General features: G+C 71.3%; 20 protein-coding genes and 1 pseudogene. 19 read left to right on the forward strand and 2 right to left on the reverse strand.

The features are described from left to right. Window positions 1-100 precede the first annotated feature (100 nt). The 16 genes and pseudogenes from KY469_03710 (at window position 101) to KY469_03785 (ending at window position 15,893) form a co-directional block, all read left to right on the forward strand. Entirely contained in the window at window positions 101-1,645 is a 1,545-nt protein-coding gene (locus KY469_03710; GenBank protein MBW3662185.1) for a UDP-N-acetylmuramoyl-L-alanyl-D-glutamate--2,6-diaminopimelate ligase, read from the forward strand. Further along, the gene (locus KY469_03715; GenBank protein ID MBW3662186.1) at window positions 1,645-3,033 is read left to right on the forward strand and encodes a UDP-N-acetylmuramoyl-tripeptide--D-alanyl-D-alanine ligase; all 1,389 of its coding nucleotides are present in this window, start codon (window positions 1,645-1,647) and stop codon (window positions 3,031-3,033) included. The genes KY469_03710 and KY469_03715 overlap by 1 nt, the downstream gene beginning before the upstream one ends. Beyond that, a complete protein-coding gene (mraY, locus tag KY469_03720; GenBank protein MBW3662187.1) occupies window positions 3,030-4,064 on the forward strand; it encodes a phospho-N-acetylmuramoyl-pentapeptide-transferase in 1,035 nt (344 codons plus the stop codon). Before KY469_03715 ends, mraY begins: the two co-directional genes overlap by 4 nt. Beyond that, window positions 4,057-5,442: a UDP-N-acetylmuramoyl-L-alanine--D-glutamate ligase gene (murD, locus tag KY469_03725; GenBank protein ID MBW3662188.1), complete on the forward strand. Its 1,386-nt coding sequence runs from the start codon at window positions 4,057-4,059 to the stop codon at window positions 5,440-5,442. The genes mraY and murD overlap by 8 nt, the downstream gene beginning before the upstream one ends. Beyond that, window positions 5,435-6,625 carry a putative lipid II flippase FtsW gene (gene ftsW, locus KY469_03730; protein MBW3662189.1) on the forward strand — a complete coding sequence of 397 codons (1,191 nt, stop codon included), beginning with the start codon at window positions 5,435-5,437 and terminating at the stop codon, window positions 6,623-6,625. The genes murD and ftsW overlap by 8 nt, the downstream gene beginning before the upstream one ends. Next, window positions 6,622-7,773 (forward strand): undecaprenyldiphospho-muramoylpentapeptide beta-N-acetylglucosaminyltransferase, encoded by a 1,152-nt coding sequence (gene murG, locus KY469_03735; protein ID MBW3662190.1) that lies wholly within the window; start codon window positions 6,622-6,624, stop codon window positions 7,771-7,773. Before ftsW ends, murG begins: the two co-directional genes overlap by 4 nt. Before the next feature lie 56 nt (window positions 7,774-7,829). Continuing rightward, complete coding sequence (gene murC, locus KY469_03740) at window positions 7,830-9,134, forward strand: UDP-N-acetylmuramate--L-alanine ligase (GenBank protein ID MBW3662191.1); 1,305 nt, start codon at window positions 7,830-7,832, stop codon at window positions 9,132-9,134. Next, a complete protein-coding gene (gene murB / locus KY469_03745; protein ID MBW3662192.1) occupies window positions 9,131-10,066 on the forward strand; it encodes a UDP-N-acetylmuramate dehydrogenase in 936 nt (311 codons plus the stop codon). The genes murC and murB overlap by 4 nt, the downstream gene beginning before the upstream one ends. Then, window positions 10,063-10,818 (forward strand): FtsQ-type POTRA domain-containing protein, encoded by a 756-nt coding sequence (locus KY469_03750; GenBank protein MBW3662193.1) that lies wholly within the window; start codon window positions 10,063-10,065, stop codon window positions 10,816-10,818. The genes murB and KY469_03750 overlap by 4 nt, the downstream gene beginning before the upstream one ends. 192 nt (window positions 10,819-11,010) lie before the next feature. Further along, window positions 11,011-11,958 (forward strand): annotated as a pseudogene (ftsZ, locus tag KY469_03755) (cell division protein FtsZ). Window positions 11,959-12,158: 200 nt separating this feature from the next. Next, window positions 12,159-12,866 (forward strand): polyphenol oxidase family protein, encoded by a 708-nt coding sequence (locus KY469_03760; protein ID MBW3662194.1) that lies wholly within the window; start codon window positions 12,159-12,161, stop codon window positions 12,864-12,866. After that, complete coding sequence (locus KY469_03765; GenBank protein MBW3662195.1) at window positions 12,863-13,654, forward strand: YggS family pyridoxal phosphate-dependent enzyme; 792 nt, start codon at window positions 12,863-12,865, stop codon at window positions 13,652-13,654. The genes KY469_03760 and KY469_03765 overlap by 4 nt, the downstream gene beginning before the upstream one ends. After that, on the forward strand, window positions 13,651-14,145 hold the full coding sequence (sepF, locus tag KY469_03770; protein MBW3662196.1) for a cell division protein SepF: 495 nt from the start codon (window positions 13,651-13,653) through the stop codon (window positions 14,143-14,145). Before KY469_03765 ends, sepF begins: the two co-directional genes overlap by 4 nt. After that, window positions 14,142-14,399, forward strand: a complete 258-nt coding sequence (locus KY469_03775; protein MBW3662197.1) for a YggT family protein — start codon at window positions 14,142-14,144, stop codon at window positions 14,397-14,399. The genes sepF and KY469_03775 overlap by 4 nt, the downstream gene beginning before the upstream one ends. A 13-nt stretch (window positions 14,400-14,412) precedes the next feature. Further along, a complete protein-coding gene (locus tag KY469_03780) occupies window positions 14,413-15,045 on the forward strand; it encodes a DivIVA domain-containing protein (protein ID MBW3662198.1) in 633 nt (210 codons plus the stop codon). Window positions 15,046-15,140: 95 nt separating this feature from the next. Continuing rightward, a complete protein-coding gene (locus KY469_03785; protein ID MBW3662199.1) occupies window positions 15,141-15,893 on the forward strand; it encodes a hypothetical protein in 753 nt (250 codons plus the stop codon). Window positions 15,894-15,911: 18 nt separating this feature from the next. Here the strand turns inward: KY469_03785 and KY469_03790 are convergent, their stop codons facing one another. Further along, the gene (locus KY469_03790) at window positions 15,912-16,514 is read right to left on the reverse strand and encodes a hypothetical protein (GenBank protein MBW3662200.1); all 603 of its coding nucleotides are present in this window, start codon (window positions 16,512-16,514) and stop codon (window positions 15,912-15,914) included. A 4-nt stretch (window positions 16,515-16,518) separates the two neighbouring features. Beyond that, the gene (gene ileS, locus KY469_03795; protein ID MBW3662201.1) at window positions 16,519-19,692 is read right to left on the reverse strand and encodes an isoleucine--tRNA ligase; all 3,174 of its coding nucleotides are present in this window, start codon (window positions 19,690-19,692) and stop codon (window positions 16,519-16,521) included. Window positions 19,693-20,175: 483 nt separating this feature from the next. On the opposite strand from ileS, the gene KY469_03800 reads away from it, so the two are divergent. The 3 genes from KY469_03800 to lspA are packed head-to-tail and all read left to right on the forward strand — an operon-like array spanning window position 20,176 to window position 21,466. Further along, window positions 20,176-20,361 carry a hypothetical protein gene (locus KY469_03800; GenBank protein MBW3662202.1) on the forward strand — a complete coding sequence of 62 codons (186 nt, stop codon included), beginning with the start codon at window positions 20,176-20,178 and terminating at the stop codon, window positions 20,359-20,361. Window positions 20,362-20,407: 46 nt separating this feature from the next. Further along, a complete protein-coding gene (locus KY469_03805) occupies window positions 20,408-20,815 on the forward strand; it encodes a TraR/DksA family transcriptional regulator (protein MBW3662203.1) in 408 nt (135 codons plus the stop codon). A 3-nt stretch (window positions 20,816-20,818) separates the two neighbouring features. Next, complete coding sequence (lspA, locus tag KY469_03810) at window positions 20,819-21,466, forward strand: signal peptidase II (GenBank protein ID MBW3662204.1); 648 nt, start codon at window positions 20,819-20,821, stop codon at window positions 21,464-21,466. Window positions 21,467-21,495: the final 29 nt, after the last annotated feature.

A 21,495-nucleotide genomic window follows, 5' to 3' on the forward strand; every position in this document is an offset into this window, starting at 1 on the left:
TCGGACGGCCGGATGCGCATCCAACAGGTCACGGAGAGCGACCGTTACCCTCTGCCGGACAGCGGTCCAGCCGACCGAACGTGACCCCGGGGCCACCGTCGTGACCAGCAACCACCCCTGGCCGCCGGCCACGTCGGCGCGCGAGCCCGTAGCCCTCGCGGGTCTCGCCGGCGACCTCGCGACCCGAGGTCTCGGCGGCGAACTGCGCGGCGAGGGTGCGGTGACCGACGCCACCCACGACAGCCGCCAGGCAGGGCCCGGGTGGCTCTTCTGCTGCGTCCGCGGCGAACACGCCGACGGCCACGACTTCGCCGCCGATGCGATCGCCCGGGGCGCGAGCGGACTGCTCGTCGAGCGGTGGCTTGCCCACGACGTGGCCCAGGTGCGTGTGCCGGACGTCCGTGCCGCCATGGGACCGGCGGCGGCACGCATCCACGATCACCCCTCGCACCGTCTCCGCGTGGTGGGTGTGACCGGCACCAACGGCAAGACCACCACGACCTACCTCCTCGAATCCGCCTTCGGCGCTGCCGCCCTCGGGACCGGACTCATCGGCACGGTCGAGACCCGCATCCACGGCGAGGCGCAACCCGGCGTGCGCACGACCCCCGAGGGCACCGACCTGCAGCGGACGTTCGCGCACATGTACGACCGGGGCGTCGACGCGGTCGCGATGGAGGTCTCGTCACACGGGTTGGACCTGCGTCGCGTGGACGGTACTCGTTTCGAGGTCGTGGCCTTCACCAACCTGAGTCGCGACCACCTCGACCATCACCACACGATGGAGGCCTACTTCGCCGCCAAGCAGCGCCTGTTCACCTCGCGGTTCGCCGAGCGGGCCGTCGTGGTCGTCGATTCGATCTGGGGGCGGCGGCTGGCAGCCCGAACCAGCCTCGGGACCACGACGTTGGGCTTCCAGACCGGTACGTACCGCCTCACCGACGTACGCGTCGACGCTGAGGGGACCCGCCTGCGGTTGCGCGGGCCCGACGCCGACCGCGAGCTGCGGACCCGTCTGATCGGTGCCCACAACGGCCTGAACGCCGCAACGGCGTACCTGGCCGCGACCGTGGCCGGGATCGAGCCCGACGCCGCAGCCTCCGGGATCGCGACCGCCCCTCCCGTCCCCGGCCGGCTCGAGCCGGTCGCCGCGGGACACGAGTTCGCCGTGCTGGTGGACTACGCCCACACACCGGACGCGCTGCAGCACGCGCTCGCGGCCTGTCGGGCGATCGCTGAGGGTCGAACCATCGTCGTCGTCGGCTGCGGAGGCGACCGCGACCGTGACAAGCGGCCGCAGATGGGTGCCGTTGCCGCTACCGCAGACGTCGCGGTGCTGACCTCCGACAACCCCAGGTCGGAGCCACCCGAAGCCATCGTCGCGGCGGTCGAAGCGGGCGCGCGCGAAGCCGCACGCGCCGGTGCGCCCGCCGACATCACCGTCCGCCTCGATCGCCGCGAGGCGATCGCTGCGGCGTTGGACCGGGCCGAAGCTGGTGATGTCGTCCTCATCGCCGGGAAGGGGCACGAGACCGGGCAGGAGATCGCCGGTCGGACCGTGCCCTTCGACGACCGCCTCGTCGCCGCCGACCTGCTCGCGGACGCGACCGGCCGTGGCCGTCACGTGGCGGGGGGCACAGCGTGATCGAGATGTCGCTTCAGGAGGTGGCGGCAGCCACGGACGGGGACGTCGACGCGGCCGACGCGGCACGCCTGGTCCGCACGGTGACGACCGATTCTCGCGACGTGGGGACCGAGGCGTTGTTCGTGGCGCTGCGGGGCGAGTCCGCCGACGGTCACGACTACATCGAGGCGGCACTCGCCGCCGGAGCCACGGGCTACCTCGCCGAGACACGCGAGGGTGACCGCGCGCCAGGAGGTGTGCTCGTAGCCGACACGTGGACCGCGATCGCCCGCCTCGCCGGCGCCGTCCGCGATCGGGTCGACCCGACGGTCGTGGCGGTGACCGGCTCGGTGGGCAAGACCACGACCAAGGACCTGACCGCAGCGGCGCTTCGAGCCCAGCTGCGCACCGTCGCTGCTCGAGGGTCGTACAACAACGAGCTCGGGGTACCGCTGACGCTACTCGACGTGGAGTCCCGGACACAGGCGGTCGTCGTCGAGATCGGCGCGCGTGGTATCGGCCACATCGCCGCGCTGACACCGTACGTGCGTCCCGACGTGAGCGTCGTGACCGCGGTCGCGGCAGCCCACACGGAACAGTTCGGTGACCTCGACGCGGTCGCCCAGGCCAAGGGCGAGCTGATCGAGGCCACGGCGGTCGGTGGGGCAGCGATCCTGAACGCCGATGATGAACGCGTTGCGGCTATGGCGACCCGCACCCGTGCCACCATCATCCGCTACGGCTGGCGCGAGGCGCGCGACGCTGACGTCCGCGCGGAGTCCGTCGAACTCGATGACCACGCTCGCGCGTCGTTCCGGGCACGCACCCCCTGGGGCGACGCCGATGTGACCGTGCCCGTGGCCGGGGTACACCACGTCGGGAACGCGCTGGCCACGCTGGCAGTCGCAGGTCACCTCGGCGTGGACGTGGCAGCGGCCGCGGACGCACTGCGGTCTGCCACCGTGTCACCGTGGCGCTCGCAGCTCGCGGAGGCCGGCGGCGTCGCGGTGCTGAACGACGCCTACAACGCCAACCCGACCAGCGTGATCGCCGCCCTGCGCACGCTCGTCGAACTCAGCCGCAGACGCGGGGGGCGGGCGATCGCCGTGCTGGGACAGATGGCCGAGCTGGGAGCGGTCTCACGCGGGGCGCACGAGCAGGTCGGGCGTGAGGCGGGCGAGTTGGGCGTGGACACGCTCGTCGTCGTTGCGGGAGGGGACGCCGACGCCCTCGCCTCGGGAGCCGGCTCGTTGGCCGAGAGCGTGGCGGACGTGGATGCCGCCCTGGCGGTGGTCGTGGAGGTGGTGCGACCGGGTGACGTCGTGCTGACGAAGGCCAGCCGGGTCGCGGGTCTCGAACAGGTCGCCGATGGCCTGCTGACGCACCTCGGCGGGGAGCCGGGGCCGTGATCTCGATCCTCATCGCGGCCGCCGTGGCCGGCACGTTGACCCTGATCGGCACGCCGCTGCTGATCCGCGAGTTCCGTCGCCGTGGTTTCGGTCAGGCGATCCGCGACGAGGGGCCCGGCCACCACCACGAGAAGGCGGGCACCCCGACCATGGGTGGAGCCGCGATCGTCCTCGCGGCGCTCGCCGGCTACGTCGTCGCGCGGATCGTGGGCGTCCGGGTGACACCCGCGGGCTTGCTCGTGCTCATCACGTTCGTGGGCATGGGGCTGGTCGGCTTCGCCGACGACCTCATCAAGCTGCGGATGCGTCGGAACCTCGGACTGAGCAAGACCGCCAAGTTCGTCGGCCAGGCGTCGGTTGCCGCGACGTTCGGCTTCCTCGGGCCCGCCTTCGCCGGCGTTCCCCAGCACGTCTCGACGGCCGGGATCAGCGGCTGGGACATCGCCACCCCGGCCTTCCTGGTCTGGATGTTCCTGCTGTTCGCCGGCTCGTCCAACGCCGTCAACCTCACGGATGGGCTCGATGGCCTCGCCGCCGGGTCGGGCGCGATGGTGTTCGGGGCGTACACGATCGTCGCGTTCTGGCAGTGGCGCCATCCGGCGGACTACATCATCGACCCGGCGGCGGGGCAGGACGTCGCCGTGATCGCGGCGGCTGCGACCGCGGCGTGTGCCGGGTTCCTGTGGTGGAACGCACCTCCGGCACGGATCTTCATGGGCGACACCGGGTCGTTGGCGCTCGGTGGCCTGCTGGCTGGCCTGGCGACCGTCACGAACACCCAGTTGCTGCTGGCCGCCTTCGGCGGGTTGTTCGTGCTCGAGACGCTGAGCGTGATCGGCCAGGTCTTCACCTTCCGCGTGTTCGGTCGTCGGGTCCTGCGCATGGCTCCGTTGCACCACCACTTCGAACTGGGAGGTTGGCACGAGACGACCGTGATGGTGCGGTTCTGGATCCTCGGGGCGCTGGGGGTCTCGCTGGGCCTGGGGATCTTCTACGCCGAGTACCTCGCGAGGGTGGGGACCGGTGGCTGAGCCACGTCTCGACGGCGTCCGCCGTGCGCTGGTCATCGGACTCGGTCGGTCCGGTGTCGCGGCCGTGAACGCCCTCACCAGCCGCGGCATCGAGGTCGTGGCGACGGAGCGGCAACCGGATGCCGATGGCATCGCGCGAGCGCGTGCGGCCGGTGCCGACGTGCGGCCGGCGACCGATCCTGCCCCGATCGTCCCGACCGTCGACGTGGTCGTCCCCTCGCCGGGTGTCGCAGAGCACGCCCCCGCCATCGAGCGCGCTCTCGGCGAGGGCGTGCCGGTCTGGTCCGAGCCGGAGCTCGGCTGGCGTCTCGTGGCCAGGGATGTGGTGGGGATCACCGGCACCAACGGCAAGACCTCGGTCACCGAGCTGACGGCGGGGATGCTCAGTGCCGGTGGCGTCCGGGCCGAGACCTGCGGCAACATCGGCCGGCCCTTCACCGAGGTGGCCCTGGCCAGCGAGCCGGGCACGACGCTCGTCGCCGAGCTCAGCTCGTTCCAGCTGCGGTTCACCCACACCCTCCGTCCGCGCATCGGGACCCTGCTGAACCTGGCTGAGGACCATGCCGACTGGCACGGCGACGCCGCGGCCTACGCCGACGCCAAGGCACGCCTGTGGCGATCGCAGACCGCCGAGGACTGGGCGGTGATCAACCGCGACGACCCCCGCGCCCGCGGACTCGCTGACCGTGCTCCCGGACGCCTGGCGTGGTTCGGACACGCCGGGGTGACCGACGGCCCCGGGGTCGTGCTGACCGGCGACGCCATGATCGCGACCGCGCCCGACGGGGCCGTGGTCGAGATCGCCCTCCGCGAGCTCACGAGCACCGCTCCGCACCACGTCAGCAACGTGGCGGCGGCCACGCTCACAGCTCTGCTGGCTGGGGCGGGTGCGGATGGGATCGTCGAGACCGCGCGCGCGTTCCGGCCGGGGAGACACCGGATCGAGACCGTCGTCGAGCGTGACGGCGTGAGGTGGGTCGACGACTCCAAGGCGACCAACCCCCACGCGGCGGCGGCGGCCCTCGAGGCGTTCGATCGGATCCTGTGGATCGCCGGGGGCCTCGCCAAGGGAGTGGACCTCAAGGTGCTGGGCGATCACCTCGGTGCGGTCCGTCACGCCTTCCTCATCGGGAGCGCAGCGGACGAACTCGCCAGCGTCTGCGAGTTGGGCGGAGTGCAGGCCACGCACCACACGACGCTCGAGGGCGCCGTCCGCGCTGCGGCCACGATGGCACAGCCGGGCGACACGGTGCTGCTCGCCCCCGCGTGTGCCTCGTTCGACATGTTCCGCGACTACGCCGAACGTGGGGACCGGTTCGCAGCGAGCGCCCGCGAGGTCACCGATCCCCGACAGACCCCGGAGGCCGTCGATGGCTGAGAGCACCATCCAACGCCCCGGCGTGGCAGCCGTCGTCCGTGCACTCCTGCCGCAACGGGGCGCGCGCTGGACGTCGGAAGCGATCGCCCTGACGACCGTGGTCGGCGCGCTCACGGTGATCGGGCTGGTCATGAGCTTCTCCGCGTCGTTCGTGGACGCTGCCGAGACCGGCGATCCCTTCGGGGTCTTCCTGCGCCAGCTGCTGTGGGCGGGCGTGGGCGTCCCGGTGTTCCTCATCGCCGCCAACCTCGACCACGGCGTCTGGCGGCGGCTCTCGTGGCTGCTGATGGCCGGAGCACTCGGCGGGCTGGTCGCGGTCCTGACCGGTCTGGGCATCACCGAGGGTGGCTCGACCCGCTGGCTGGCGCTGGGGCCGCTGGTCGTCCAGCCGTCCGAGATCACGAAACTTGCGACCGTTCTGTGGCTCGCGGACGTGTTCACGCGCAAGCGGGCGCAGGGCATCGATCCGTCGACCGATCCCCGGCACGCGTTCCTGCCCGCGGTGCCCTTGTTGGTGGTCCTGTCCGTGCTCGTGATGGCCCAACCGGATCTCGGCACGACGCTCCTGCTCGGGTTGATCGTCGGACTCGTCCTACTCGTAGAGGGCGCCCCCCTGCGGCACATGGGCACGCTCTTCGTGGCTGGAGGGACGTTCGCGCTGGTGGCCGCCGTTGCCGCCCCCTACCGGTTCGCCCGCATCGCTGGTTGGCTCGATCCCGAAGCCGATCCGCTCGGCAACGGCTACCAGCTGTTGCAGTCGATGTACGCGCTGGGATCGGGGGGGTGGTTCGGACTCGGTCTCGGTTCCAGCCGCGGCAAGTGGAACTTCGTCCCGAACCCCGAGACCGACTTCATCTTCGCCATCATCGGCGAGGAGCTCGGTGTGGTCGGTGCCGTGCTGGTGCTCACCCTCTTCGCCGCGATCGTCGTGCTCGGGCTCCGGGTCGCCCGGACCGCACGCGACCCCTTCGGACGGACCGTCGCGTTCGTGGTGACCGGCTGGATCACAGGCCAGGCGCTCGTCAACGTGGCTGCGGTGACCGGACTGCTCCCCATCACCGGCGTGACGTTGCCGCTCGTCTCGGTCGGAGGGTCGTCGTTGGTGAGCACCCTGCTCGCGTTGGGCATCCTGGTCGCGATCGCCCGTGCTCGGGCACGTCCCCACCGGAAGGTCCCACGATGACGCGCACGATCCTGTTCGCAGGCGGTGGCACCGCCGGGCACGTGTACCCGGCTCTGGCGGTCGCCGCTGCGGTGGCGGAACGCGAGTCCGACCTCGAGCCCGTCTTCGTCGGGACCGAAGGTCGTCTCGAGGGGCGGCTCGTGCCGGCGTCGGGGTACCGGTTCCACCACATCGATGCGTTGCCGCTGCCCCGGCGGCCGTCGTTGGGGCTGTTCAAGCTGCCCGCGGCGCTGCGGGGCGCGATCCGTCGGTGCGAGGAGATCATCACCCAGGAACGCGCCGTGGCGGCCGTGACGTTCGGCGGGTACGTCAGCTTCCCGCTGGACTGGGCCTGCGGTCGTACCGACATCCCGCTCGTGATCCACGAGCAGAACTCGGTACCTGGTATCGCGAACCAGTTCGCCGCTCGATGGGCCGACCGCATCGCCGTGACGTTCCCCGGTTCGGCTGAACGCTTCCGCCAGACCGAGCGGGTATCGGTGACCGGCAACCCCGTGCGTGCGGACATGCTCAACCTCGATCGGGAGCGTGAGCGCGCCGAGGCGCTGCGCCACTTCCGTCTCCACCAGCGCCGGCGCACCGTCCTGGTGTTCGGTGGTAGCCAGGGTGCGCGGTCGTTGAACCGCGCGGCGGTCGCCAGCTACACCCACTGGGGAGATCCGAGCCGGGTCCAGATCCTCCACGCCGCGGGGCGCGCGCTCTACGGCGAGGCCGCATCGGCGTGGGAGCGCGCGCGAGCCGGAGGGGAGGGTCCACTCGTTCGCTGCGTCGACTACATCGACGACATGCGTGCGGCCTACTCCGCCGCCGACGTCGTCGTCTGCCGCGCCGGCGCGACCTCGATCGCCGAGATCACCGCCCTGGGCTTGCCCGCGGTACTGGTGCCCTATCCCCACGCGACCCGCGACCACCAGCTCGTCAACGCTCGCTCGCTGGCCGAGATCGGCGCCGCCCGGATCATCGAGGACGCCGAGCTCGACGGGAAGCGGCTCGCCAGTGAGGTCCAACCCCTCCTCGACGACCAGGACGAACGTGACGCCCTCAGCCGGGCGGCGCGGGCGTTCGGTCGGCGTGATGCTGCCGAGGTGCTCGCCCGCATCGTCCTCGAGGTCGTCGGGCAGCACCAGACCTCAGGGGTGCGAACGTGACGTTCGACCTCTCGCGATCCCGGCACGTCCACCTCGTCGGTGTGGGCGGCGCCGGGATGAGCGCCATCGCCCGCGTGCTCCTGCAGCGAGGCCACCGCGTCACCGGGACCGACCTGCACGATTCGCGCACACTCACGTCGCTGTCGGCGATGGGTGCGGAGCTGCGGGTCGGGCACGATCGCGATGCGCTCGGGGACGCGGAGGCGGTCGTCGTCTCGACCGCCGTCCCGGCGGAGAACCCGGAGGTCCTCGCCGCGGTGGAACGATCCATCCCGGTGCTCCAGCGTGCCGAGATGCTCGCGGCGCTGATGGACGAGCACCGTGCTCTGCTGGTCGCGGGCACGCACGGCAAGACGACCACGACGAGCATGGTGGTCGTGGCGTTGCAGAGCGCTGGCCTCGACCCCAGCTTCGCTGTGGGTGGTGCGCTCAACGAGGCGGGTTCGAACGCGCACGCAGGCGAAGGCGATGTGTTCGTGGCCGAGGCCGACGAGTCGGACCGTTCGTTCCTCGCTTACCGGCCCGATGCGATCGTCGTGACCAACGTCGAGCTCGACCATCCCGACCAGTTCCACTCGCTCGCGGACGTCATCGATGCGTTCACGGAGTTCGCGCAGCGGCGTACGGAGGGGGCGCCGGCGATCCTCTGTCGTGACGACCCGGGAGCACGTGAGCTCGCCGACCGCATCCAGGATCCCGTGCTGGGGTACGGCGAGGATCCGCGGGCGGATGTCCGGCTGGTCATCGAGCGGGGGAGCACCTCCGTCCGGGTCGGCGACGAGGCCGTGCCGCTGGAGCTGTCGGTCCCCGGGCGCCACAACCAGCTCAACGCCACGGCCGCGCTCGCTGCTTGTCACTGGGCGGGCGCCGACCTCGACGTCGCGGCGCGCGGATTGGGCGTATTCCGCGGGGCGCAGCGCCGTTTCCAGGACCTCGGCATGGCGCAGGGTGTGCGCGTGGTGGATGACTACGCCCACCATCCCACCGAGCTGCGCGCCACCCTCGCCACCGCGCGCGCCTCGACCGACGGGCGTATCGTGCTGGTCGTCGAGCCCCATCGCTACACGCGGACCGAGGTGTTCGGCGCCGAGCTGGGACGTGCGGCCGCCGGAGCCGACCTCGTGATCGTCACCGACGTGTACGCGTCGAACGAGGACCCCATCCCCGGGGTGACCGGCCGACTCGTCGCCGACGCGGCACGCGATGCCGGTGCGAAGGTGGTGTGGGAGCCCCACCTCGCCGCCGTGGGGGAGCGCCTCGCCGGACTCGTCCGGCCCGGCGACCTGGTCCTGACCACGGGCGCGGGCGATGTCACCAGCGTGGGACCCGAGCTGCTCGACCGGCTCGGGGGCACGACGTGAGCGACGATCGGCTCGTGGCGCAGCTCCGCGCAGCCTGCACCGGCGAGGTGAGCGCCGGTGCGACCATCGCCGACCTGACGACGCTGCGGGTCGGTGGTCCGGCGCGGGTCCTGGTCGAGGCGGAGAACGACGAGGACATCGCGGCGGTCGGTGCGGCCGCGGCGGAGCACGGTGTCGGCTGGCTCGTCGTGGGGCGCGGTTCCAACCTGCTCGTCGCCGACGAGGGCTGGGGCGGCATCGCCCTGAAGCTGGGGCGGGGGTTCCGCGGACTCGAGGTGCTCGATTCGGGGGACGTCCGGCTCGGCGCAGCTGAGCCGCTGCCGGTGGTCGCGGTGAAGCTCGCGAACGAGGGACTGACCGGCTTCGAGTTCGCTGCAGCCGTCCCAGGATCGATCGGGGGAGCGGTGCGGATGAACGCCGGAGCACACGGGAGCGAGATGGCCGACGTGCTGGTCGCGGCCGAGGTCGTCACGCCACAGGATGGCCACCGTCACCGGCTCGCGGCGTCGCAGCTCGGCCTGTCGTACCGGCACAGCGAGCTGCCGCCCGGGGGTGTCGTGGTCGCGGCGGAGCTGGCGCTGCGCCGAGCTGATGCCGCCACGATCCGTGCGGCCATCGACGAGATCAAGCAGTGGCGGCGCGAGCACCAGCCCATCAACGAGCCCAACTGCGGCTCGGTGTTCACCAACCCAGAGGGGGACTCGGCGGGTCGGCTCGTGGACGCCGCTGGCCTGAAGGGAACCGTCGTCGGGGGCGCTCGTATCTCACAGCGGCACGCGAACTTCATCGTCACCGAACCCGAGGCGACCGCGGCCGACGTCACCGCCCTGATCAGACGGGTGCGGATCGAGGTCGCCGAGCGGTTCGGGATCGATCTCATCCCCGAGGTGGTGACCGTCGGCGTGGATGTGGGTGAGGAGGGTCCGTCGTGACCAGGGTCGATGAACGGATCGCCCGGCGGCGTCGTGAGGTTCGCGACGAGGCCCGTCGGCGCCGCCTCCGCCGCACCATCACGTTCCTCGTGTTGCTCGTGCTCGTCGTCGTCGCGTTCCTCATCGAGCGCAGCTCCCTGGTCGCGCTGGACGAGGTCGAGGTGGCGGGAACGGTCCGGCTCGACCCCGACCTGGTCCGCGAGGCCGCCGACCTTCCGCTCGGGACGTCGACGCTGCGGCTGCGTCTGGGCGCCGCCGAGAGGCGCGTCGAGGAGCTGGCGCTGGTCGCGGACGCGGACATCCGCCGCGTCGACCCGCTGACGGTGCGCATCTCCATCACCGAACGACGTCCGGTGGTCGTCGCCGTGGGTGGCGGCAGGGACGCCTTGGTCTCCGAGGAGGGCGTCGTCATCGCGCCCGGCAGCGAGCCGGGTCTCCCCGTCGTCGAACTCCTCGCCGGTGGGATCCCGGCGGTGGGAGAGACGGTCGAGACCTCCCCTCCGCTGCACGCTGCCCTCGCGATCCACCGCGGCATCTCCGGGCCCCTGCGCACCGAGGTCGTGCGCTACGTCGCTCGCGCTGATGACGACGTCGACGCGGTGCTCGCCTCCGGCATCACCGTGCGACTGGGCAGCGCCGACCGGCTGGACGAGAAGTCACGCGCCCTCGGCGCGGTCCTCGAGGACCTCGCGGGTGCGGTCGTCGGCACGGTCGACGTGCGTGCGCCCCGAGCCCCCGTCGTCCGTCCGTAGCCGGCGGGCTTGACGACTCCGGCGGTCGTGTCTACCTTCCACCCTTACCAGAGGTTTACATAAGTATAGACCTGAAGTAGAGGTTCAGGCCTCAGCGGTCGAGCCCGAACCGCCGCCGACCGAGCGGTTGGCGGCGCTCCGTGCGCCAGGACGGACCAGGAACGGTGCTCTCGGGCACCAGGAGGAACCAGGATGGCGGCAGCACCAGCCCCACAGAACTACCTCGCGGTCATCAAGGTCGTGGGGATCGGCGGTGGCGGCGTCAACGCGGTGAACCGGATGATCGACGCCGGTCTGCGTGGCGTGGAGTTCATCGCCGTGAACACCGACGCGCAGGCGTTGCTCATGTCGGACGCGGACGTGAAGCTCGACATCGGCCGCGACCTGACCCGTGGCCTCGGTGCGGGCTCCGATCCCTCGGTCGGTCTGCAGGCGGCGGAGGATCACCGGGAGGAGATCGTCGAGGTCCTCAAGGGCTCCGACATGGTGTTCGTCACCGCCGGCGAGGGTGGGGGTACCGGGACCGGCGGGGCGCCGATCGTGGCACAGGTCGCCAAGGAGCTCGGCGCCCTGACGATCGGCGTCGTCACCCGACCGTTCATGTTCGAGGGACGCAAACGGGCCGTGCAGGCCGAGGGCGGGATCGCCGAACTGAAGGACGAGGTCGACACCCTCATCGTGATCCCGAACGATCGGCTCCTGCAGATCGCCGACGGCGAGACGTCGGTGGTCCAGGCGTTCCGTCTCGCCGACGAGGTGCTGCTCCAGGGCGTGCAGGGCATCACCGACCTGATCACGACCCCCGGTCTGATCAACCTGGACTTCGCCGACGTCCGCACGGTCATGAGGGACGCGGGATCGGCGCTGATGGGGATCGGCCAGGCACGCGGAGACAACCGCGCGCTCGAGGCCGCGAAGAGCGCGATCTCGTCCCCGTTGCTCGAGGCCTCGATCGATGGGGCTCGCGGCGTGCTCCTGATGATCGCCGGCGGCAGCGACCTCGGGCTGTTCGAGGTCAACGAGGCGGCCGATGTCATCACGAAGGCGGCTCACCCGGACGCCAACATCATCTTCGGTGCTGTGATCGATGACAGCCTCGGCGACGAGGTGAAGGTCACCGTCATCGCCGCCGGCTTCGACAAGTGGGAGGGCCTCGTCGAGCAGGAGGGCGCGTTCCTCCGCGAGGTCGACGAGGACGACGACCTCGCGAGCGTCTCTCCACTCATCGATGACGACGAGGACGAGGAAGCCGACGAGGTGTTCCGGCCACTGGTCGAACCGGATCGCGAGTCGGTGACGGCGGAGGCGGACGACGACCTGGACATCCCGTCGTTCCTACGGTGACGGTGCCGCTGGCGGAGGTGGATCTGCTCCCCGGCGTGGGAGCCTGGTTCACCACTGCCCGCGCCGGCAACCTGTCGCACCGCCGACCGCACCAGCCGCTCTTACTGGCGGCCGCCCGTCGTGCGGTCCGGCAGGCCGCTGGCGTGTCATCACTGCACCTGATGCGACAGGTCCACGGCGCCGACGTCGGACGCGTGACCGCCGCCACCGTGCCCGGGGCCGAGGTCCGTGGCGTCGACGCGCTCGTGACGGCGGAGCCGGAGCGGGCGCTGGCGGTGCAGGTCGCGGACTGCGTGCCCGTCCTGCTCGCGTCGACGGACGGTCCGGTCGGTGTCGTCCACGCCGGTCGACGGGGTCTCGAAGCGGGCGTGATCGACGCGGCGCTGCACGCGCTCGCCGTCGAGCCCGCGACCGTGCACGCCGCCATCGGTCCCGCCATCGGTGGCTGCTGCTACGAGGTCCCTACCGCGCTGCACGACGAGGTCGTCGCGAAGCACCCCGTGGCCAGCGCGACGACCACGTGGGGGACGACCTCACTCGACCTCCCAGCGGCTGCCTCGGCCGCGTTCGAGGAGCGCGGCGTCGCGACCATCACACCGACGCCGGGCTGCACCCGTTGCGATCCGGAGGGCCGCTGGTTCAGCCACCGTGCGGACCCCAACGCGGGACGGCAACTGGGGATCGTCGTGAGGCGTGGGGGGTGAGCGTGGACGCGACCACGCACGACGCGACCGCCGATCGGACGATCGCAGCCCGCCTGCGGACCGTGCGGCGACGGATCGAGGCGGCCTGCGACCGCGCCGGTCGCCGAGCGAGTGCGGTCGTGCTCATCGGCGTCACGAAGACGCATCCGCCGTCGGTCGCGCGCACCCTGGTGACCGCCGGCGTGGGCGACCTCGGCGAAGCCCGGGTCGGGGAGTTGCTGGCCAAGGCGCCACACGTTCCCGACGCCAGGTGGCACCTGGTCGGGCGTCTCCAGAGCCGCAAGGCACGGGACGTGATCGGCGAGGCCGTCCTCGTCCACTCCGTCGATCGCCACTCGCTGATCGACGAGCTGTCCCGGCGAGCCGAGAGCGCCGGCGTCGTGCAACGGATCCTCGTGCAGGTGAACGTCGGTGACGACCCCGCGAAGGGCGGGTGCGAGGTAGACGGGACTCTGGACCTCGTCGCGTACGCTCGCAGCCGACCGAACTTGGCGGTCGAAGGGTTGATGACCATGCCACCGCTGCCTCCGGACGACGCCGATCCGGTCGAGGCTGCCCGCCCCCACTTCGCGCTGCTCCGTCGCCTCCGCGACGAAGCCCGCGAGAGGTGGCCGGAGGTGACCCACCTGTCGATGGGGATGAGCGCTGATCTCGAGGCGGCGGTCGAAGAGGGGGCGACGATGGTGCGAGTCGGGACCGCTCTGGTCGGTCCGCGGCGTCCGCATGCCTGGGAACCGGGGCGCTCAGGTAGCGGAGCGGTAGCGCGACCGGAAGGTGACCCCCGATGAGCGGCCTGTGGCGCAAGACCCTGATCTACCTCGGCCTGGTCGAGGAACCGGAGGACCACGACGATCTCCACGACCACTACGAGCCCGTACCCGCCCAGCAGGTGAGCGTTCCGCAACCCGAGCCCGTGCCGACGCGGCCCTCGAACGTCCGACCGCTCCGCGGGGCACCCGAGCCCGGGGCGGCGCACGTGCGCCCCGTCCCGGCCGGCGGTGACCTCCGCATCAGCGTGGTGACCGTGCGAGAGTTCGACGACGTCGAGCAGGTCGGGGCGCGGTTCCGCAACGACCAGCCCGTCGTCATCGATCTTCGCCTCGCCGACACGACCGTGGCGCGACGGGTGCTCGACTTCGTCAGCGGGATGACCTACGCCATGCGAGGACGCCTCACCGGGGCGGGGAACCGTACGTTCTTGCTGACGCCGGACGGCGTCGAGCTCACGCCAGAGGAGCGCCGCCGCATCGAGGACCTGGCGCTCCGAGGTGAGGCGTGAGGGAACTGCTGTGTCTGGTCGTCTGGGCGTACTTCATCATCCTCCTAGCTCACGTGGTCTTCTCCTGGGTCCCGCGCCCACCCGAGCCCATCCAGCCGCTGGTGCGTGGCGTGCGGGCGCTCGTCGAACCGGTCGCGGCCCCGTTGCGACGCCTCATCCCCCCGGCGCAGATGGGGACCGTGGCGTTGGATCTGTCGATCCTGGTGCTGTTCTTCGCGGTCATCCTCCTCCGGGCCGCCGTGTGCGGATCCTGACGGAGGTGGTGACGTGGCCCTGACCCCCAACGAGATCGTCAACTACCCCCTGAAACAGGCGGTTCGCGGGTACTCGGTCCCGCAGGTCGATGAGCTGCTGGACCGCGTCGCGGACGAGCTCGAGCGTGTGCACAGAGACCTCGCGGAGACGCACGAGCGGCTGCGGCGGTGCGAGGAGCAGTTCGCCGCCGCCTCCGAGACCGAGATGACGTTGAAGCGCACCCTCGTCACCGCGCAGCGCGCGGCCGAGCAGTCCATGGAGGAGGCGAAGGCCCGTGCGGCCGAGATCATCGACGAGGCGCGCCGCGAGTCGATGGCCATGGTCGAGCAGAGCCGCATCGACGCGGAACAGCTCAAGATCGACGCGCTGCAGACCGCGCGTGCCGAGGAACACGAGATCCGTCAGCGCCGCCAGTCGCTCGAGTCGCACGTCGAGGCGTTGCGCGTTTTCGAGCGTGAGTACCGGACGCGGCTGCGCCGGCACCTCGAAGAGCAGATCCGCGCGCTCGACGATCTCGACGCGCGGCCGCCCCAGGCCCCCGCCGTGGAGCCCCCTGGAGAGGCGGCGAGCAACCTCCAGGTGCGGGTCCGGGGTGACGAGGGGCCGCCTCCGGCAGCGCCTCCGGCCGATACGGAGACCGGCTAGGTAGGGTTGGCCGGTCGGCCCGTCGGATCGGGGAGGTGACTTCCGGTCGGTCCGGTCGCCTGGCTACAGTGCGCCCGCCGCGACAAGAGGGGTACGTGCACGTGATCGTCCTCAGCTTCATCCTCGTTCTGGTGGCTGCGGTCACCCTCATCGTCGGTTTCTTCCAGGACACGCTCGCCTGGATCTACGTGTCCATCGGTGCCTGCGTCGCGGCGATGGTGTTCCTCGCCATCGGCTGGATGCAGCGTCGCTCCGCCACGGCTCCGTCGGCCGCCGAGACCGGCTATGGCCCCGGCGCCACGACCGCCCCGACCGCGCGCCCCGCGACCACGCCCGCCGCCACGCGAGGCGAGACCGCTGCGCCGACCGGCCGCAAGGATGTGAAGGTCGTGCCGAAGAAGAGCACCGGCGAGGCGGCGGCTCCCGCTGCCTCCGAGGGCGCGACCACGGTCGTGCGGAAGAAGGCCACCGCGAGCACCACCGCGGAGGCGGAGCCGCAGGAGCCCGCTGCCGAGAAGACCGCGAAGAAGAAGGCCACCAAGAAGAAGGCGACCGCCAAGAAGACCACCAAGAAGGCGCCCGCGAAGAAGGCCGCGAAGAAGAAGGCGGCGAAGAAGAAGGCGGCGAAGAAGAAGGCACCCGCCAAGAAGGCCGCCGGTGGCAAGACCACGGGCAAGGCGGCGCGCGAGGCGCTCGGTTCCGTGAAGGGTCTGGGACCTGCGAAGGTCGACGCGCTGCTGAAGGAGTTCGGCTCCCTCGAGGACATCAAGGGCGCCAGCGAGTCCGACCTCGCCAAGGTCAAGGGCGTGGGCGACACGCTCGCCAAGCAGATCCAGAAGGCCCTGTAGACCGCTGCCAGCTCCGACTCACGCCCCGGGCTCGCCCGGGGCGTCGTCGTCCAGCGACCGCCGCGCCCCGACTCGCGCGGCCCGCTCGAGGGGGTTGTCGCGGTAGCCGTGGCGCGCCCACCACCACGCGTACAGGGGGATCAGCAGCGGACCGAGCCGTTCGGCTTGACGTACGTGCGTCGCCTCGTGCGCCAGCAGCAGAGCAGACGGCTGATCGTGGCGCGTGAGGATCACCTGACCGACGGCGTTCGCTGTGGTCGGCACGATGCGGAACAGCCACGACGCGCCGCCGTCCGCCGATCGGAACACCCAGCAGCCCAGGTCGTGATCGCGTTCGGGGCGCCGCCCGGAGGCGAACCCGATCACCGCCCCGACGAGGGTCAGCGGGGCCGACCAGGCCGCGGCGAGCACACGCCCCGTCCGGGTCCTCGGCCTACCGGGGATCCAAGCAGCGGTGGCCCGCGCCAGCGGGCCCTCACGGGCCGGCGGGGTGGTCCGGGTCGCGGCCGTGACCGGCGCGAGCAGGCCCCGGTCGACCAGTGACGCCTCGTGACGTTGCCGCAGGATGCCCACGACCCCGGCGGTGACCAGGGCGGCAACGGCGAGCCGGGCGGGGGGCACGAGCTCAGGCCCGTACGTCGACGGTGGCGTGCCCGAGCTCGCCGAGGTCGACCGCGACACCGCCGGTGACCGCCTCCCTCCGCACCTCGTCCGCCAGGACCTCGGCGGCGACCACGTCGTACCAGCCTCCCTCAGCCAGCAGGCGGTCGAGGTCGGGGCTCGACACCTCGACGATCACCTCGATGCGGTCGTTGAGCGCGAGGTCGAGCGCCTTGCGGCGGTCGTTCAGTGCCCTCACGAGCTCACGTGCGGCGCCCTCGGCGAGCAGCGTGTCGTCGAGGTCGAGGTCGAGCGCGATAGAGGTGCTCGCCTCCGCCGCGAGCTCCCAGCCCGTCCGAGGGGTCTCCACCACCTCGACCATCTCCGGTGTCAGCGACCAGGACACGCCGCCCACGCTCAGTTCGGCCGTGCCCGCTGTGCGCAGCGTCTCGACGACACGCGCGACGTCCGCGGGATCGGCGCCCGAGATCGCCTCCGCCACACGGGGGGCATCCTTGCCGAACACCGGCCCCAGGCCGCGGAAGTTGGGCTTGAGGGTGCGATCCACGAGCTCGTCGGAACCGGTCGCCAGTTCGATCGTCTTGACGTTCAGCTCATCCGCGATCTCGTCGACGAGCGTGGCCAGACCCTTGCGCTCCTGCTCGGGGACCGTGACGAGCGCCCGGCGGAGCGGCTGGCGTACCTTCACCCCGGAGCTGTTGCGGGCCTGGCGACCCAGCTCGACCACGCGCCGGGCGGTGCTCATCGCAGCGCGCAGCTCGTCGTCGCGCCACGCCGCCTCGGCGGCCGGGAAGTCGGTCAGGTGCACCGAGACGGCGGCGTCCGCGTCCCAGGAGGCCACGAGGTCGTACCACAGGCGGTCGGCGATGAACGGGGTGAACGGGGCGAGCAGTCCCGCGAGCGTCCGTAGCGAGGTCCAGAGCGTGTGGTAGGCGGCGGACTTGTCCGCTGGGTCGTCGTCGATGGCGCGCCAGAAGCGCCTCCGGCTGCGCCTGACGTACCAGTTGGAGAGGTCGTCGACGAAGCTCTCGATGCGCCGACACGCCGTCGTCACGTCGTAGCGGTCCATGGCCGCGTCGACCGTGTCGGCGAGGTCGGCGAGCTCAGCCAGGATCCAGCGGTCCAGAAGGGGGCGGTCACCGACCACCGGCGCGGAGTTGCGTGGATCGAAGCCGTCCAGGCGGGCGTAGGTCATGAAGAAGTAGTGCGTGTTCCACAGGGTCAGCAGAAAGCGGCGGACGACGTCCTCGACGGTGTGGTGACCGACGCGGCGGTTCACCCACGGGTTGCCCTCGGCGAGCATGAGCCAACGCAGGGCGTCGGCCCCGTGGGCCTCGATCAGCTCGAACGGATCGATCACGTTGCCGAGCGACTTCGACATCTTCTTGCCGTCCTCGTCCACGATGTGGCCCAGGCACAGCACCGTCCGGAAGCTCGAGGTGTCGAACAGCAGCGTGGACTCTGCGAGCAGCGTGTAGAACCACCCCCGCGTCTGGTCGATGGCCTCGGCGATGAAGTCGGCGGGGAAGTGGCGTTCGAACTCCTCGTGGCCCTGGTGGGGATAGCCCCACTGGGCGAAGGGCATGCCGCCGGAGTCGAACCAGGCGTCCGCGACCTCGGGTACACGGCGCTGGGCGCCTCCACACTCGGGGCAGGTCAGCTCGATCTCGTCGACGTACGGTCGGTGCGGGTCGAGCTGCGACAGGTCGCGCCCCACCAGCTCCCCGAGGTGGGCACGTGACGAGGCCACGGTCACGTGCTCGCAGCTGTCGCAGCGCCAGAACGGCAGGGGCGTGCCCCAGTAGCGGTCCCGCGACAGAGCCCAGTCGACGTTGTTCTCGAGCCAGTTGCCGAAGCGGCCCTCGCGGATGTGCTCCGGGTGCCACGAGATCCCGGCGTTGTTGGCGAGGAGACGGTCGCGCTGCGCGGTCGTGCGGATGTACCACGACGGCTTCGCGTAGTACAGCAGCGGCGTGCCACAGCGCCAGCAGAACGGGTAGGTGTGCTCGTAGCGGCCGCTCTTGACGAGCACCCCGAGCGCGTCGAGTTCCTGGGTGATGGCGTCGTCGGCGTCCTTGACGAACCGGCCTTCCTGCGACCCCCTCGTGAACCGTCCCTCGAGGTCGACGGCGGAGACGACGGGCAGGTCGTGCGCGCGCCCGATCGCCATATCGTCGGCACCGAACGCCGACGCCGAGTGGACCAGCCCGGTCCCGTCGGTGGTCGTCACGAAGTCGCCGGTCACCACGTAGCGGTAGTCCGTGTCGACGTCGACGAACTCGAACGGCGCCTGGTAGTGCAGACCCACCAGCTCATCGGCCGTGACGTCGCGGACCACCTCGGTCTCGTCGCCCAGCACCGGGGCGCGCAGGTCGGCAGCGATGACCAGCAACCGTCCCTCGTGGCGGACGAGCTGGTAGGCGATGTCGACCCCGACCACCACCGCGTTGTTGGCGTGGAGGGTCCACGGCGTCGTCGTCCACACGAGCAGCGAGGCGCCCTCGTCCGCCAGCGGTCCGTCGAGGAGCGGGAACCGCACGTACACGCTGGGATCGGAGGCGGTCGCGTACCCCTGGGCGACCTCGGCGTCCGACAACGCGGTCCCACAGCGCGCGCAGTAGGGCGTGACCCGGTGGTCCTCGTGGATCAGGTCCCGGTCCCACAGCTCCGCGAGTGCCCACCACAGCGAATCCACGTAGCTGGCGTCCATGGTCCAGTAGGCGTCATCGAGGTCGACCCAGAACCCGATCCGCTCGGTGAGGTCTGCCCAGACGTCGACGTACTGGGTGACCGAATCCCGGCACCGCCGGTTGAACTCCTCGATGCCGAAGCGCTCGATGTCGGACTTCGAGTTGAGCCCGAGCGCTCTCTCGACCTCCAGCTCGACCGGGAGCCCGTGGCAGTCCCACCCGCCCTTCCGGAGGACGAGGTGACCCTTCATCGTGCGGTAACGCGGGAAGACGTCCTTGAAGGTGCGCGACTCGACGTGGTGGGTACCGGGCCTGCCGTTGGCGGTCGGAGGGCCCTCGTAGAAGGTCCACACGGGCCCTTCGGCGCGCAGGGCGACGCTGCGGTGGAACACGTCGTGCTCGCGCCACCGGGAGAGCACCTCGGCCTCGAACGCCGGCAGGTCGGGGCGGTTGGGGACGTCGGGCCAGACGGTCTCGGGGTCGGTCATCTCGGGCTCTCGTCTCGCCCCGCTCCCCGGAGCGGCGGGTGGTCACCGTGCCCCGAGGGACGACTCCGCCGGGGCGCGAGCCGCGGTACCACCCTCGTTGACGGCTCGTGGGAACCGTCCGCTCTAGGAGGCCTGTGCGCAACCCTCCTGGCGGCTGTCGGGCCGCGCGGCCGGAGCCGCATCCGTCCGGACCTACTTCCGATCTGTGGTACCGCTTCGCTGCTTGATCACTCTCGGTTCGGCCCGGCCGCTCGGAGGGGATGACGTCGGGGGCTCCACCCGCCGGCTCCCACCGTCCCGGCTCGCTCGTGGGGGAGTGGTCCCCGCGCCGTGTCCTCGTCGACGCGTTGCGCGACATCCTACGCTGTCCGACACGCCGTCTCGCGATCGCGGGCGGGGAGCCGGGGCGCTCAGCGGGTGATCGGTACCCGAGCTTCACGCGGCTGGAACCTGGCGGTAACCCGGACCCCGTACCATGAGGACATGACCACCACCACCGAGACCACCATCCGCCCCGGTACCGACCCAGATGCCGGACTCGTCCGGCTCCGAGCCCGTCTGCTGGACCAGGCCTACCTGTTCGACGACCCCGCGGCGTACGCGGCCGGCGTCGAGGACACCCTGCGAGCGCTCGAGCCGCCCGCGGACACCGCCCCGCAGCACGTCTGACGCCCCACCATCGGTGACGCGGGCGCCGTGGTAGCGTTCGCGCCCCATGGCGACCACCAAGAAGACCTCCTCCAAGCCCAAACGGGCCCGGAAGCCGACGAAGACGCAGCTGAAACAGCTGCGTGCGCGGCTCGAAGAGGAGCGTGATGAGCTCGTCGCACAGAGCGACGAGCTCGAGGCTGCCGCGGACGTGACCCAGTGGCGCGACGCGGGCTTCGATGACGACGCCGCGGACACCGGAACGGCGACGTTCGAGCGCGAACGGGCTCAGTCGCTGGCGCTGAACGCTCGCCGCCTCCTCGAGCAGATCGAGGACGCGCTGAGGCGGATGGACGAGGACGCTTACGGTCGCTGCGAACGGTGCGGCAACTACATCGAGTTCGCACGGCTCGAGGCCATCCCCTACGCGACGCTGTGCATCGAGGACAAGCGGCGGGAAGCGCACGGCTACTGATCCATGCCCGTCCTCAGCCCGCTCTCCGGTCCGCCACTCCGTCCGTCCGCCGGCCCCGGCTGGCCCGGTGAGGGCGACCGTGGCGCGTTCGCGCGCGTGCTCGCGCGGGTGGAAGCCGCCGGTGCGGGACGCAGCGCGGTGTTCCTGGGTCTCATGACGGCGGCCGTCGCGTTCCTGTTCGACCAGCAGACCAAGCACCTCGCGGTGAACCAGCTCAGCCGGACGCGCCCCGTCGAGGCGCTCGGGCCGCTGCGCTTCCACCTGACCTTCAACGAGGGCGGGGCGTTCGGGACCACGGTGCCCGGGGGGCGCTGGTTCTTCCTGATCGTGACCGTCGTCGTCGTCGTGATCGTCGTGCGCAACCTGCCGACGGTCGAGCGCGGCGGCCAGGCGGTCGCCTACGGGTTGCTCCTCGCGGGCGCGCTCGGGAACGCCGCGGATCGCGTGTTCCGTGGCGATCACCGCGTCGTGGACTTCCTCCAGCTCCCCGGTTGGCCCATCTTCAACATCGCCGATGTCGCCATCACTTCCGGTTTCCTGCTGCTGCTGCTCCTGCTGTGGCAGCACGATCGCGCCACCGCCGCTGAGCAACGTCCGCAGCCGCCTCCGCCGCTGGGCTCCGCCCCGCCGGGACAGCGGCCGAGCCGGTGAGCGAGCACGCCCCTCCTCGGCGCTTCCGC

The organism is Actinomycetota bacterium (assembly GCA_019347575.1).
Lineage (GTDB): Bacteria > Actinomycetota > Nitriliruptoria > Nitriliruptorales > Nitriliruptoraceae > JAHWKY01.

What these genes read in the sequence shown, in the direction of transcription:
- murG (MBW3662190.1), top strand. Translation starts at nt 6,622, where the DNA reads ATGACGCGCACGATCCTGTTCGCAGGCGGTGGCACCGCCGGGCACGTG.
- sepF (MBW3662196.1), top strand. Translation starts at nt 13,651, where the DNA reads ATGAGCGGCCTGTGGCGCAAGACCCTGATCTACCTCGGCCTGGTCGAG.
- ftsW (MBW3662189.1), top strand. Translation starts at nt 5,435, where the DNA reads ATGGCTGAGAGCACCATCCAACGCCCCGGCGTGGCAGCCGTCGTCCGT.
- KY469_03800 (MBW3662202.1), top strand. Translation starts at nt 20,176, where the DNA reads ATGACCACCACCACCGAGACCACCATCCGCCCCGGTACCGACCCAGAT.
- lspA (MBW3662204.1), top strand. Translation starts at nt 20,819, where the DNA reads ATGCCCGTCCTCAGCCCGCTCTCCGGTCCGCCACTCCGTCCGTCCGCC.
- murC (MBW3662191.1), top strand. Translation starts at nt 7,830, where the DNA reads ATGAGCGCCATCGCCCGCGTGCTCCTGCAGCGAGGCCACCGCGTCACC.
- ileS (MBW3662201.1), bottom strand. Translation starts at nt 19,692, where the DNA reads ATGACCGACCCCGAGACCGTCTGGCCCGACGTCCCCAACCGCCCCGAC.
- KY469_03805 (MBW3662203.1), top strand. Translation starts at nt 20,408, where the DNA reads ATGGCGACCACCAAGAAGACCTCCTCCAAGCCCAAACGGGCCCGGAAG.